Source organism: Cohnella sp. GCM10020058 (assembly GCF_042683485.1).
GTDB lineage: Bacteria > Bacillota > Bacilli > Paenibacillales > Paenibacillaceae > Cohnella.
Genome location: NZ_JBHUJV010000001.1, coordinates 559060 through 574504, shown reverse-complemented (window position 1 = coordinate 574504; position 15445 = coordinate 559060). Strand labels below are relative to the sequence as shown.

At 54.3% G+C, this 15445-nt stretch carries 7 protein-coding genes; all 7 read right to left on the bottom strand.

What is annotated here, in order from left to right; genetic code table 11:
* Positions 1-163 precede the first annotated feature (163 nt).
* The 7 genes from ACFSR7_RS02270 to ACFSR7_RS02240 all read right to left on the bottom strand — a co-directional run bounded on the left by ACFSR7_RS02270 (position 164) and on the right by ACFSR7_RS02240 (position 15427).
* The gene (locus tag ACFSR7_RS02270; RefSeq protein WP_378158769.1) at positions 164-1333 is read right to left on the bottom strand and encodes an MFS transporter; all 1170 of its coding nucleotides are present in this window, start codon (positions 1331-1333) and stop codon (positions 164-166) included.
* A gap of 303 nt (positions 1334-1636) precedes the next feature.
* A complete protein-coding gene (locus tag ACFSR7_RS02265; protein WP_378158768.1) occupies positions 1637-7432 on the bottom strand; it encodes an endo-1,4-beta-xylanase in 5796 nt (1931 codons plus the stop codon).
* Between the two features lie 442 nt (positions 7433-7874).
* Positions 7875-10142, bottom strand: coding sequence for a glycosyl hydrolase family 95 catalytic domain-containing protein (locus ACFSR7_RS02260; RefSeq protein ID WP_378158766.1), 2268 nt, complete (start codon positions 10140-10142; stop codon positions 7875-7877).
* Between the two features lie 30 nt (positions 10143-10172).
* Complete coding sequence (locus ACFSR7_RS02255; RefSeq protein ID WP_378158765.1) at positions 10173-10937, bottom strand: response regulator transcription factor; 765 nt, start codon at positions 10935-10937, stop codon at positions 10173-10175.
* Positions 10930-12711, bottom strand: a complete 1782-nt coding sequence (locus tag ACFSR7_RS02250; RefSeq protein ID WP_378158763.1) for a sensor histidine kinase — start codon at positions 12709-12711, stop codon at positions 10930-10932. The genes ACFSR7_RS02255 and ACFSR7_RS02250 overlap by 8 nt, the downstream gene beginning before the upstream one ends.
* A gap of 142 nt (positions 12712-12853) precedes the next feature.
* Positions 12854-14452, bottom strand: a complete 1599-nt coding sequence (locus ACFSR7_RS02245) for a type 2 periplasmic-binding domain-containing protein (RefSeq protein WP_378158762.1) — start codon at positions 14450-14452, stop codon at positions 12854-12856.
* 93 nt (positions 14453-14545) lie between these two features.
* Entirely contained in the window at positions 14546-15427 is an 882-nt protein-coding gene (locus tag ACFSR7_RS02240; RefSeq protein WP_378158761.1) for a carbohydrate ABC transporter permease, read from the bottom strand.
* Between the last annotated feature and the right edge of the window lie 18 nt (positions 15428-15445).

The following is a 15445-nucleotide window of genomic DNA, read 5'->3' as shown; positions in this document are numbered from 1 at the left end:
TTTAAACTTTTAACCGAACCTGCCTTTGGCTGTGTTGAAGTGTGCATTTGATGGAGCCACAGTGACCGTGGCTTTTGCTTTTACCGTAAAGGTCGTCGACCACGTCCAGCTATAAAGTGTCGTCAACGCCGCTGGCGTTACATCCATTGGGACTGCGCAGCACCTATTGCGATTGCGTAATCGAGCGACGGTCCATTCGCCGGAACAAGACCGCGAACACGACAATGCATCCGATGGCGAGCACCGCATTGTACATGAATACGTCGCGCATTCCCCAAATCTCGCTCGCCTCTCCGCCAGCGTAACTCCCGATCAAGCGGGCGACGCCCAGACACATCAGGGCGTTTAGCGTCTGTCCGCTCGCTTTGAGTTCATCCGGCACTTCCCGGTTAATGACGGTGGCCATCGTGACGGACAATACGATAAAGATCAAGCCGTGCAGCACCTGAACCGGAATCGTCCAGTAAGGATCATGAATGACCGAAAATAAATACCATCGCAGCGCTGCCGCGATGCCCGCCCCGAACAAGATGTAGTGGATGCGCACGCGCTGAAATATCTTCCCCGCCAGCAGCAGAAAAGGAATCTCGCTCAGCGACGATATGACCATCGACCAGCCGAGCCAAGCGTTGCTGCCGCCCAATTCCTGAAAATATAAGGGAAAAAACGTATAATAGTACCCCAGCGTGATATGAAGAACGAAATTGACCGCCAAATAAAATACGAGCTTGCGATTGCGAAACAAGATCCAGATCCGGATTCGCCGTCCCTGTTTCTGATGGCCTGCGACAGACGGAAAGCGGAGGACGAACATGAAAGATACAGCCATGACCATTGCGTAGACCGCAAACAACAGATCTACCCGCTTCTCGGCAATCAAGCCGAACGCGATCGACATGAGCGCGAATCCGAGCGTGCCCGCCAGCCGAATCCGGCTGAATCCTCCCGCCCATCGATGCCGATCCAGTTCTTCAAGCGTGATCGCGTCGCTGAGGGCGAACATCGAGGCCTGGAAGAAGGTAAAGATGCTGATCATGCCGAGCAAGTAGCCGAATCCGTCGGATAACGGATACAGCAGCATGGCGCCTCCGCTCCCGGCAATCAGAAGCAACAAGATGTTATTTTTTGTTTTAGCCCGGTCGCTTAACGTACCCCATACCGGCTGCGCGAAGATGGCGACGAGCGGGCCGATGCCAAGCAGGATGCCGATCTGCGAGGATTCGAATCCCGCATCGCGGAAGTAAAGCGGGATAAATGTGCCGTATACCGCGTTGCCCATATAAATGAAGAAGTAGAACAAATAGAAATAGGAGAGCCGAACCGGCGTTGTCATAAGCAGCATCCTTTGCAGCAGATTACGCAAGCTGCTACTAGCATAATCTCTGCCAACTGCAAGATCAATTCTGAATCTCGCATCCTGGCGCTTATTGAAGTAGAGCGCAGCGGTTGATATCGATGCCATGCTTGTTCGCTCCGCTCCCTGCGCGCGGAACACAGCAAGTACATATGGCCATCTTGCGTCATAAAAATGCTCCCCTCACAGCAAACAGGTTAGAGATGATTTCACCTGTCTGCCGTATGGGGAGCATATTAAAATTCAAGATACAAAGCAGACTCTTCAGGCTACCTCCAACTCTTACTTACTCCAAAGCCGCTGCAGGATAATTGCCGCTTCGGCGCGAGTGAGAGAGCTCTTCGGCGCCAATTTGCCGTTCGATCCTTGCACGATACCGGCATTGACCAGTGCTTCAACGCTGTCTCTCGCATAGGAAGCTACCGAAGCCTCATCGCTGAACGCATCCGGCGTGCCGCCTGTCGGCAACGCTTTGCCCGCGGCTTTAGCCGCGCGCGCCGCGAGGACCATCATGTCTTGACGCGAGATCTTGCTGTTCGGATCAAGCAAGTTGTTGCCCGTGCCTTGAATGATGCCGAGCTGCACAGCGATCTTGACCGCATCGTAATAGTATGCGGAGGCGCTCACGTCGGAGAACATCGTTACGGAAGCATCGTTGCCTTTAAGCTCCAATGCGCGAACGAGCAGCGACAGGAAGTCCGCTCTCTTGATGGAGGCGTTCGGATCGTACGTGTTCTCGCTCGTGCCGTTTATGATGCCGCGAGATGCCATCGCTTCGATCGCTTTTTTCGCCCATGGTACGGACTGAAGATCTCCGAACGATTTCACGACAAACGCAACTGCATAGTTACTGAAGTGAGTCGTCGAGAATTTGACCGTACCGCTAGCTGCATCGTAACGGGCATTCGGCACAGGTGTCGCTTTGCTGCTGTCGTCGATGTACCAGATGATGATGTGATCCGGGTTGCTTAGCTCTTCAGCCGTCGGCGTGTAAGGTACGTATACCGTTACAGACGCGTTCGGGTTGTTCCAAGCGACCACGGCGTCGCCTGACAAAACTTCGAGGCTGATAACCGGATGGTTGCCAATTTGCTGGCGAACGTCATTGCTGAGTCCTTCTGTCGAGACCTTGCCCAAGCGAACCGATACGAACTCGGAGCCGCCGACGTTCGTGCCTGCCAGCATGTTGCCAGGAAGCTCAACCGTGCCGTTCTCCGTCTTGACCAAAAGTACTGTCGATCCGGAATTTTTCAGGCTTGGAACCGGCAGTTGCACCTCGTATGAATTTGCGCCTGCTGTTGCAGGAATGTCGATCGTCACTTGTTTCTTGCCTACAGCGTTAGCTGCAGCTTGATTGATTGCCTTCTGCAGATTGCCGGCAGAGATGCTGGACGATGCCTTACCGTTATTCAAGGTAACTGTTGGTGTGATTCGGCCATTTTCAATCGGTTGTTCAGTCACCGGAGGAGACGTGACTGTGCCGGTCTGAGGCGGAGCGGCGCTCGTTGTTGCAGTCACAACTGTGGATGCCTCCGACACCAATTCCCCTTTGACTGCCTTCACGTTGTAATAGTACTGCGTCGAAGCGGTCAGATCCGTATCCGTGTATTCGGACACCGTTACGCCCGAAGCGACTTCCGTGAACGGACCGGACTCGGACGTTCCGCGATAGACGGAGAACGTCACGCTCGTGTCCGAAGCGGTGTTCCAATTCAGCTTGATCGAGCTAGCGCTCACGGCGGATGCCGTTACGTCAGCAGGTGCCGCAGGCGGCGTTGCAGGCGGATTGTTACCGGCAAGCGCGAGCACTCCAAAAACGGACGTGTCTTGGTAACCTTGGCCGGTCAAATCATTCCATGCGGCAACGCTCTGACGAGCGCCGTTTTTACCGTCGTTGACTTGTACGTCAAAGCCCAGCTTCATGTTGCTCTCCGGTGTTATCGAAGTTAACGGTATTTTCATTTCTACCGTGTAGTTCGTTCCGGAGATAGAGGTGGCCGATTCGAAACCGGCTTCTTTGCTTGACGGATTAAAAGTTGTCTGGTTCATATAGTTGACTCTGTATTGCCCGTCATCCGATTCATAGGAAGTTGTCTTCCCATTATTCTCGTCTACGAACACCTCGACGGAATCTTGTTCGTACGCGTTCGGGCTGGATCTATCCAGCTCCGCATTATCGGTAACTTGGACGAGCACATACAGGTTATGCTCATCCCAGAGCGCTTTGGCTGCACCGCGCGCGCCTTGCCAAGCCATCTGGAATTTTTGGATCGAGATCTCAGGTGCATCGCTCCAGATCGAATCAATGGTTCCGTCTACGACTGGCGTACCGTACTTAGCGGAAGTTTGGTTAGCGGTCGTCGAAGCAGGCGGATGCTCCGCTATAAACTTGCTTGGATCGATAACGCCGTAATAGGCTTGCTTCGCTTGCAGGTTGTTGTCGAAGAGCAACGGCGGCTGTTCTTTTCTCCAACTCGTCGCGTCGTTCAGACCCCAGAAGGTGACTCTGGCGATGTTCGCGGCATGCTCTTTGTAAATTTGGAATAGCTGCGCATACAAGTAGCCTTGCGCGATCGCTTCCTTCTCTGTGATCGTACTGCCGCTGCCGGCCGTTACGTCCAGCTCGGTAATGCTGACTTCAATGCCCAAGGAGATAAACCGCTCCAACGACGCTCTGACGTTTTCCGGCTTCGTGTTGATGTTGTAATGCGCCTGCATGCCGACGCCGTCGATCAGCTTTTTGCCCGGATGCGCAAGCGCATACTTGTCGTTGATCGCTTTGACCATGTTGTAAATGGCCGTCGCTTTGCTCTGGTTATCGTCGTTGTAATCGTTGTAATACAGCTTGATGTCCCAAGACGGGTTCGCGTCAAGCACTTCTCTTGCCGCCAGGAATGCTTGCTCCACGTAATCGTTGCCGATCGCCGTCTTCCACGGCGAGGTGCGCAGGGAAGCGCTCCAATCCGTCGGATTGGGCGGGTTGTCGTTCATCGCTTCGTTGACGACATCCCAAGAAATCAAATGGTTGCCGTACTTGTCGCCGTAGTGCGTCATCACCGTTTGAATGTGCGTTCTCATATTGGCGAGTGCCTCGTCGCGGCTTAGAGGCGAACCGTTCGAGGTCGTCATCCACGCAGGCGTCTGCTGATGCCATACGAGCACATGACCGTGTACTTTCATGCCTGCGGCGATCGCTTTATCGACAAGCGAATCCGCATAAGTGAAAGTACCTTTCACCGCCTGCGTCGCATCCGGCTTCATGGCGTTTTCCGCCGTTACGACGTTATGATGCAATTTGAGAAGCTCCAGGCGAGAGCCGTCCAAGTCCGCCGCGGATACCGCGTTGCCGATCAAGAAGTCGTTCTGGTACTTCGTCTTGATTGGCGTCAGATCTTTTTGTACGGATACAGCGACCGAGCCCGTGTTTACAAAGCTGATATCGTCGATGTAGAAAGAAGCAGTCTTGTTGCTGGAGCTCTCGACGTAGATGGTCAAAAATTCGTCGCCTACGCTGGAGTAACGGTAGGTGCCTTCAAGCTTCACCCATCCGTCGGCAGCTGTGACGGTTTTTGCTTGAATGGTATTGTAGCTCGCGGTGCCGCCGTTGCCGACTTGCGTGGACAATTGAAGCTGCGAGCTGGCAGGCGAGATCAGCTTGACCCATGCCGTTACTTTGTACTCGCTGCCTTTGTCTACGTTCTTCTCGACGCGAATCGTCGGACCGTGCCAAGCCTCCGTACGGCCTTCTACTTTTAACGCATAAGAACCGTTTTCGGTATGGTTGGCTTCATTCGTAACGGTCAAAGTTTCCGTTCCCGCGCGGCCGGCAAAGTCGCCCTGGGATTGATCCTCGAACGTAACGGTATGGAATGGCACAGCCGGCGTTCTCGCAGGCTCGGCGCCAGGCGTAACGTCTTTGATGATGAATTCGTCCATATAGAAGTCAGCTTTTGCCGTTGCGGCTGTATCCGGATCGTACACGTTCGCCTCGATCCATACCAGGAATTCAGTCGTCTTGGCAGGTACTTCGTAGCCTTTCACTTCCAGCGTCTTCCAGGCAGTGTCCGTAACGGCTTGGTTGCCGATAATCCATGGGTAGCTGTCCGTACCGTCGGATTTGACTTTCGCCCCCAGGTGGTAGTTATCGGTTCCTTGAGCGGACCGGATTTTGAACGAAATATCGTATTTGTGACCGGCTATCATCTTGCTGGTCAGATTGAGCGATACGGCGCTCTTTCTGTCCGAACGATCCTTATACAGAAGGGATTTCGTGCCTTCGGATGCGTAGTCGGACGATACTGCCGCAGTACCGGTGCCGTTCCATCCCAGATCCGCCCAACCTCCGAGTTGACCATCCTCAAAGCTTTGGGACAGGACGACGAATCCTGGAGGAGGCGCTGCGCTTGTCTGGCGGATGACGACGTCATCGATTGCGAAGCTTGTATTTTTGCCTGCGTCTTCGGACTCAAAGTAGAGTTTAATCCCGGTAGCGGCGGCGTTATACGTATAAGTACCGCTTAATTTCACCCAATCGCCATCCGTGACCGCCGTCAGCCCGATCACTTGCTTGAACTGGTCGTTGCCGGTTAATCCGGATTGTTCGACCGATGCTTTTAGCTGCGTCGAAGCTGCTCCGATATCCAGCTTGGCGTAGGCGGAAATTTCGTATTCCGCGCCTTTTTCAAGCGTATTCGTCAATACCAGGCTCGGGCCGTGGTAATTTTGGGCGCGTCCCGTCACGAGAAGCGCGTTGGAGCCGGCGCGGTGGACGGCATTCGTGACAGTCGCCGTAGCGCCGTTTCCGGTCCATCCATTGCTGCCGTTTTCGAAATTCTCGACAAGAACGGCTGGTTTGACGACTTTCACTTGGAAGTCATCGACGTAGAAGCTAACGGTTTTACTGCTGTTGCTCTGCAAGTAGATTTGCAGGGCATTGGCGTTCGTATCGTACGTGTATTCGCCTTTGATTTGTATCCATGCGTCTGCCGTTGCTGTAGCAGCGGAGCCTGGATTCACGTATTCGTTGGCAGCCCCGGTCTGTTGAGCGCCCAATTGAATGGTCTCTGAGCCGGCCGTTCCCTCCTTGAGTTTAACCCATGCGGAAAACTCGTAAACGGATTCCTTGTTCAGTTTGCCGGTAGCGGCGAGGTTAAAGCCCGGTCCGTTCCAATTATCTGTTCTTCCTTGCACCAAGAGACTGCGGGTTCCGCTGTGGGCAGAATCGGTCGAAGCCGTTACCGTTTCGGTACCGCGTTTGAACCAGCCTTGCGTGCCGCTCTCGAAGTCGTGCGAAAGGACGACATTCCCGATCGATTCCGGTGTCGGAGGCGTAGGTCCGCCAATCGCGGCTGCGAAGGTGTTCAAAGTATCGTCTTTTTTAATGAGAATACGTCCCATAGCCAAGGCGCCGTCATCGCCGCTCCAGGCTTTGAAGCCGGCTTTAATTCCGTTCTCCGCCGCGGCTGCTTTTACGTCCGCATTGTAATTGCCGTAAGGATAGGCAAGAAGGATCGGATCTTTGCCGGTAATTCCTTTCAAGAACGCATTAGCGGATTGAATTTCCGCGGCAGCGGTCTCTTTGGTGATGCTGGTCGTCCACACCCCTTGATCATGCGTCTTCGTATGGTTTTGCAGACTGATGTTCGAGTTATTTTTCAGCGTGTTCAATTGACTCAGCGTCATTCCCCAAGAACCAATGTTGTCCTGGATGACAAAAGATACCGCTTTCATATTGTATTGCGTCAATACTGGCAGCGCGTTCGTCATAAAGTCCGGTGTCGCGTCGTCGAATGTCAGCAGGATCGGTTTAGTAGGAGCGGTTGCCCCGTTCACGATAATGTCGACGTATTGTTCCGCGGAAAGCGTGGTATAGCCGTTATCGTTCAAATACTTCATATGTTTTTTAAAGTTGGCTGTGCTGTATTGATAATCTCCGGACGGATTATCGGTGATGACATGGTACAGGATGACCGGTATCGTTGCGGTCGCTGCATTCGCCTTCGGCGCATACCAGAATTGCGGCACTAACAATGCAGCCGCTAGCAGTGACAGCAATAGCCGTTTGAAGCGTCTACTCATCGGATGTCATTCCCCCTACTTGGATTTTGAATTTACCTAAAGCGCTCTCAATCTTAATGTTGAATGCCTCCTCCTGTATCTTCCATCATAACGAGCGTTTTAATAGGGCGACACCTAGAGAAGTAGAGATTTTACTATAAAAAATAAAGATCTCTTGAGTGAACAAAGTTCAGTAGTTATAGCTGGAGCCAAGGGGGATAACGATATCCCGATTTAAATTAATGCAAAAAAACACGCCTTATTCGGCGTGTCTGAAGTTTGCATTTGGTGGAGCCAAGGGGGATCGAACTTTGTTGGATGCAGATCAAATTGCGGCGAAAACTTTAAATGCAATGTTGTCCCCAACAATTGATAAACTCACTTAATACTATTAATTCCTTAAGTAAAAGAACTATAAATCGAGAAAAGAGCCCGGAAGAGATTCAGGGCCAGACAGGTAAAATTAAGAAACAATTCGATACGGCTTGTCAAGGAGATTGTGTACGTTGTACGCCAGTACTTCGCCTTGTCGCCAGCTCAAGTCCAGGATGAATCCGCCGCGCAGCCTCATGCCCTTAAGCTCGCCGCTTGCCATGCTCTGGGGCAACGCCGGAAGAAGACGGATGTCGTACTGCGTAATTCTGCCTTCTGCATCTGTCGCAAGACTGCACTGGGCGATGGACTCGAGGATCAGTGCCGGCACGCCTCCGCTGATATCGGCATTGAAGAGCGAAGGTCCGTAGTCGTGCGAGGAAGCGAAGGTGGCGTAATAATTATTTTTAGCCATCGATTGCAGCATCGTCTCCACCATCTCGGGGTCCTGCAAATGCGCGGCTGCCATTCCCATCTGAACCAGCCCGAATGCCATCGTCCCCTGCTCGTTCTTTTTTAATTCCCGCTTCAACCGGTACGCCTTCTCGCAAGCCTCATACAACGCGCGATCGCTTCTGATTTCCTCGGGAATATCGTAATACAGCATATACAGCTGCGAGGCGTGGCGATGGTCGTAGCGATCCTCGTAGTACGGCGACGCCCATTCCTTCAGCGCCCCGTCTTCATTGATCCGGTACGCCGGCATCTTCGCCAGCATAGCCTCCCACTTTCCGACCGGTTCATCGTCGAGGCTAAGCGTCCGGCAGCCGACGATCAGGTTCGTGAACAGCTCCTTGGCGACGGCGATGTCCATCGTCGCATTGACGGTCGCCGGACTATTCCGATGAAGAGGCGTATTTTCGGGCGAATAGGACGGACTGAACAGCCAGCGGCCGTCCGCCTCCTCGATCAGGAAGTCTTCGTAAAATAAGGCCGCTTCCTTCATGAAGGGCAATGCCCGCGTCTTGAAAAAGCCGTCGTCTCCCGTATAGAGCCAGTAGTCGTAATAAAAATGAGCGGCCCATGCCGCGCCCGCTGTCCAGAAGAGCATCGGGTAGGCCGTACTAAAATGAATATCGTAGCCGCTGCCGCTCGTACGGGAAGGAATATGAATACCGCGGCAGCCGTACAGTCTCCTGCTGTTCTCGCGGTAGTGCGGCAGATGGGCTTCCTGGTAATCGAAATAGCTCAGCAGGCTTTCAAAATCCCCCGAAGGCAACAGACCGGCGATCGCCGTTTGTAAGTTGCCGTTTTGCGTATAGTCGCTCGACCAGGGCACGCGGTAGCTGCCGGCCCATACGCCTTGCAGATTCGGCGGGCGCTCGCCGCAGCTTGATAGGATCTCGTAGCGCCCGGCATTGAATATTTTCTCGATGAACGAAGGCGAAGCGCACTCCGATTCCCTGGCGTCCTTCCACAAAGCTTCATCGTCCGCGGGGGTCGGCGCACGGTCCTGCAGCCGCAACGCGACGCGCGAATATCGCTCCTTGTGGACGACTTCATGCTCGCGCAGAAGCTGTTCATAGGAGACAGGCAGCGCCTCTAGTCGTCCAATCTCATCGAAGGCGGAAAAAGCCTTCCTATCATCGATGACCACGATCGACACCAAAACAACGGCCGTCCTGGCCGATTGAATAGAGACGGAATCGCCGCCGAACGCAACCTCGCCGTCGCAGGCGATCACGACCGCCACGGCGGCATATCCGGAATTCGTTCCCCGAAACTCCCGCATACAGACAACGGCTTGTCTCGGATTGCATGGATGCGCAACAATCTCGGGCAGGGCACCAAATTCAGACCTGTGAAATTCGGCATCATTCTCCATATAGGGCGGACTTCCCAGCGATAGCACGTAATTCGTCGGATGAGCGCCGGAATCCAAAAGAATCACGCAAGCCTGCGCCGATCTCGATACAAAGAAACGCCTATTATACGATCGATTGTCGGCGTCGAATCGGACGCTCGCTTCTCCGTTCGTAAAATCGAGAGAGCGCTCATAACGATCGATCCGATTCGTCGAATCGGTTCTGATGTGAATCTCGGCAGCCGGAAAGAAAGGATCGGTCCATACCAGCCTGCACTCCCCGCCATGCTCTTGCCGATACTGGTCGACAATCTCGCCGCATGCCTTCTCCTCGTTTTCTTCTGCGATGAGCCGGCGAATTTCCGGCAGTCTAGATGCCATTTCGATCGGCTTTTCTTCCCGGTTGAAAGGCAAATACAGCCTCTCGTGGGCAAGAACAATCCTTTCTTGCTCGGCCTCGCCCATGACGATGGCCCCGATAACGCCGTTGCCGCACAGCATGCCTTCTTCCCAGAAAGACGCCGGTCTGGCATGCGTGTATCCGTCTCGATTCATCGCTTTCGCTCCTTCGCTTCTCATCACGGTTTATCCGTTCAAATAGATTCCGATTTGCTGCTTGTAGGCGCCCGGCGTCTGACCGGTGAACTGCTTGAACACTTTATAGAAATGTCTTGGACTCTCGAAGCCCACGCTTTTGGCGACCTGCTCCATGGTCAGCGGATCCGGGCGAGCGAGCAGTTCTTTCGCCTTTTCGATGCGTACGGTGTGCAGATATTGAAGGAACGTCATGCCTGTCTCTTTCTTCAGAACCGTGCAGAAATAGTTGGGGTGCAGATCGAGGTGTTCCGCTATTTCGTCAAGCGAGATGTCCCGCATAAAATGGTTTCTAACGTAAGCCTGAAATTTTCGAATCGGGACGCTAAGCTCCTGCAAGGCAACGAATGGCTCTCCGGCCGGTTTCGTTTCTTCTTTACGTTCCTCTATAATCTCGAGCGTGAGACGGTTCAAAAGCCCGGACAGCTCCGCCTGTTGAATCGGCTTCAGCAAGTAATCGTTCACCTGCAAGCGAATGGCTTGTCTCGCATAGTCGAAGTGATCGTACCCCGACAGGATGACAAAGCGCTTCGCTCCCCTTAGCTGCGCCTCGCGGATAAAGGTAAGGCCGTCCATGGCCGGCATCTGAATATCGGTAATAATCAGATCCGGCCGGAAAATATCCAGCATATCGAGCGCGTCGAATGCATCGGATGCCCGCTCGATATCCGTGAACGCCGTACGCTCGCCGCGTATGAGATGTTCAAGTCCTGCGAGTATGATTGGCTCGTCGTCGACGATCAGCAGCTTAAGCATGCAGTCGGCCCCTTTCCTTTTCGAGTCGGATCACGAATGTGGTGCCTTTGCCCGGCTCGCTGTCGACGGAGATGCCGGATACGCCTCCGCAGAACGACTTGATCCGCTCATTGACGTTGCGCAAACCGATACCCATCGTATCGTCAGCCGGCAAGCCTGTCGTCAGAACTGTCCGCACCGCTTGCAGCCGATCAGGCGTCATGCCCGCGCCATTGTCGCTCACCTGGATCAGCACGGCATCCCGCTCGTCCCGAACGGACATTCCGATGACGCCTCGGCCTCTGATTTTCCCGAGACCATGCAGGATGCTGTTTTCGACGATCGGTTGGAGAATAAAACGCGGCGTGACATAACCGCCAACCTCCCCTTGGATATCCATTTGGAACGACAACCGCTCGCCCATGCGCACTTTGTGGATCTCGATATAATGGCGGACATTTTCCAGCTCTTGCGACAGCGTCGCCTCGTCCTTGTTCTTGACCAGACTGTAGCGCAGCAGATTGCCTAGCGACGAAGCGACCTCCGCCAGTTCGGTCTCCTGCTTGACCAGCGCCATCATCCGCATCGTCTCCAGCGTGTTGTACAGAAAATGGGGCTTGATCTGCGCGTGCAGCATCTTGATCTCCGCTTCCTTCTTGAGCATCTCTGTCTGATGCATGTCCTCCGCCAGCTCGTCCATCCGCCTGACCATGGCATTGTACGAATTGATCACGAAGCCGATCTCATCCGTGCCGCTCGGGCCGCCGTATACGGCGAGCTTGGGATTGTCGACGCGCTTGAGATGGCGCATGAAGCGCAGCAGCCGCTTCCCCAGCGAGGAAGCGATCATGAAGTAGAAGACGGACAGCAGCGCCAGCAGCAGCACGCCGCCTGCGATCGACCAGCCTTCGTTTGCGCGAAGCGTCAGCAGCGGACCGACTTTCCCGATCTTCAGGATCGTAACGTCGAGCTTGGGAAATCCGATCGCATGCACCAAATAGCGGTGATTGCCAACGTAGAAGCTGTTGACGCCGGATGCCGGCGCCCGGCCGGCCATGGATTCGAGCCGAGTCTCCGTCCATTCGGAGGAGGCCTCGCCGGGGAACATGCGGCCGGAGCCGTCGGCCAGATAGTTCCATGCGCCCGATTCTGCAGGAAGTTGCTGGAAGACGGTATCGAATATGCCGGTCTTGACTTCGATCTGCAAAAAACCAAGCTCGCGGGTATAGGTATCGTTGTAGAGCTTGCGCGTATAGGAAAGGAACGGCGGGCTCCCCGCCTTCGAAGGGACGTAAGACCATAACCCTTCGTTCGGAGCAAGACCATCGATTCGCTCCCGATCGATCGGCCCCATATATCCGACGGCGTCCGCGATGTCCGGCTCCAGGCTGAGTACGTCCGGATTCAACTTGTAGATGGAGGCGGAAGCGATATAAGGGTTTCCCATCGTTATGAATTGAAAGGTCGGGCTGATCCCTTTGCGGTAGTTGTACACCATCTCCCAGTCGGCTTCGTATTGGCCGCCGAGATACTCGAGCAGCTGATCGTTGTTCTGAAACAGCGGAAACGTCGACTCGACTTTGGACAACTCGATCTCGAGATCGGCGAGTGATTGATCCATCAGCTTCGCGCGGTCGGCCTGGTATTGAACGAGCAGATTGCTGTACATTTGCCTGTAGAAGAAAAAGCCGAACAGCGTAAACGGAATAAAGATCAGGAGAATATATCCGACGATCAGCTTGGGCACGATCCGCATGTGGCGGATGCCGTCGGCAGCTTTGCGAAGCTTTCTCATGCGTGCCTCCCGCTTGAAGCGTTTTCTTTAAGTATAGCATCCTCCCCGTCCGCTGCCGCCATGGGTGAAGGCGAACAAAACGGACGGGCCGCCGGAGTTCCGTTCCCGTCGTCCCGTCCGAATGTTTGCAGCCTTTAGGCTGTTATTGCTGGAAGTTTTTCTTTACTTCTTCGTATTTCGTATTCGCCCAGGCCTCATACTTGCCTAGCCCCATCTTGTCTGCCTGCGCGACCATGTTATCGTACGCCTTGGCAGCCGCCTCCGCGGACGTGGCGAGCAGCACTTTCGCTTCTTCGTTCTTGACCAGGTTCTCGATGTTGTTCTTGATGACCTGCTCCTGAGAGTCGGCGTCGGGAACGACGAGTCCGATCGCCGAGTTGAAGTTTGCCAGCGCCGTTAGCTCCTGACCGGCCTTCGTCGAATCGGTACCCGGCACGAAGTTACCGGACAATTCGGTCGTGGCGCTCCCCGTCAGCAGGCCCCAATAATAAACACCCTTCTTCTTGCGCAGATTGTCGTCGAGATGATCGTACGTAAACACAGGATACTTGTTATCCGCGGACATGCTCCAATCCTTGCCTTCTACGCCCCACATCGCGAGCCGTTGGCCCTCCTCCGAGCGGAGGAATGCCATCAGCTTGATCGAAGCTTCAGGATTTTTGTTGTTTTTGGTAATGTACACGCCCTGCCAGCCTGCCGATGTGCTGGTATATTTGAAGTCGTCGCTCAGTTTAAGCGGCAGGTTGACGAATTTGTAGCCTGTATCCGTAGCGGCCGACGTCAGCAGATCCGAGCCTTGCGTTGTCCAGGCGAAGGCGAAGCCCTTGCCGCTGTACATCAGCTGCTTGCCTTGATCTTCGCTCTTATAGGCGTAGTTTTCGGCCTTGATGAAGCCTTTGCGGTACAGCTCGTTCATGTATAAATACATCGCTTTGTTGCCCGGAAGATGAAGGCCGTACTGCATCTTGCCGTCGACATCGTTCAGGCCCGGCATGACGCCGAAGTTCTGCTCGAAGTAGCCGCGGTGCCAGTTCGGCGGATCCAGCACGAGCGGGATCATGTCCGGATATTTGTCCTTCACCGTCTGGAACAGATTCGTCAGGTCGTCCATCGTCTTGATCTGCGGATTGCCGAGCGCCTGCATGATGTCCTCGCGGACGGAGATGCCCGCGCCCATCAGCAGTGCCGTTTCCTTGTTGGCCGCCCACTCTTCCTTGGTGGAGAAATTGTTTTTAATCGTATAGATCTTGCCGTCCGGCGCGGTATTCACCGCCATGTTTTCCGAATCGATCTTAAAGTCGGGCGCATATTGCTCGATCAGACTGTTCCAGTCGAGCGAGAGCTTCGAATCCGCCATGCGGACATTCTGAGTGGAAGTCGCGACCAGATCGGGCAGATCACCGGAAGCAATCATCAGCGGCAGCTGCTTGTCGTCGGTCGCCACCGTGATATTGAGCTTGACGCCGGTACGCTTCGTGATTTCCTCTGGCACGTCCCCGGACCAGTCCTTCAGCGGCCACCAGGTCTGATCGACGAACAGGTTCAGCGTGACCGGTTCCTTCGCGCTCTCGCCGCTTCCGCTTCCTGCAGTGCTCGCCGAAGACGCCGTTTGACTGGCCGTTGAAGCAGAGGCGTTGCTGTTGCTAGAACCGTTGTTGTTGCCGCATGCCGACGCCAGCAGTGTCGTCGCCAGGAGCGTCAGCGCGAGCACCGACGGCCTTTGAAGCGCTTTCTTCTTCATGCTGAATCCATCCCCTTTAATGTGAGTTTAGCATATATGACAGCCGGCGGTTCCGTTCGAGCCGACACCGCCGGACCGATCATAGCGGTCAGCTCAGCCCTTCACCGAACCGAGCATCATACCCTGCACGAAGTACTTCTGAATAAATGGATACACGCACATGATCGGAAGTACGGAGATGATCATCGCCGTGGCCTGGACGGAAAACTGGGTCAGCTGCAGCGATGTCATGAACTGCGCCGCCTGGGAATCGGAGCTGACCAGCGTTTGATTCATGACTTCGATCATCCGGTACGATAAGGTCCGAAGCCCCTGGCCCTGGACGAAATAGGCGGAGTCCAGCCATGCGTTCCACTGGCCCGAGCCCAGGAACAAGGTCATCGTGGCGAGCAGCGGCATCGACACCGGCATGATGATGCGGGCAAAGACCGTTAGCTCGGACGCGCCGTCGATTCTCGCCGATTCCGCCATTTCTTCCGGAATCTCCCGGAAGAACGAAACGGCGATCAGCAGAAAAAACAGATTCAGCATCGTCGGAATGATATAGACCGCGAACGAATTCAGCAATCCGACGCTGCGCAGCACGACATAATAGGCGACGAGCCCGCCGGAGACGTTCATGGCGATAACGATCAGCAGGAAATAAAACTTGCGGAACAACAGATAAGGCTTGGACAATCCGTACGCGACCAGGCAGGTGAACACGATGCTGAGCAGCGTACCCGATACCGTCCGAAGCACGGTGATCCAGAAAGCGTGCGTCCAATGGGAATCCTTGAAGAAAAAGGTGTAATTGTTCAATGTAAAAGCTCTGGGAAACAGATACAGTCCGCCCGTCGCCGTATCGCTGCCTAAGTTGAAAGAAGCGATCAGTACGTAATAAAACGGGTACAGCATAGCCAGCGACACGATCGCCAGTAACGCATAATTTACGGAATCGACGACAACATCTTCCTTGCTCCTTCGCTTCCTCATCATGCCGACCTCCTTTTG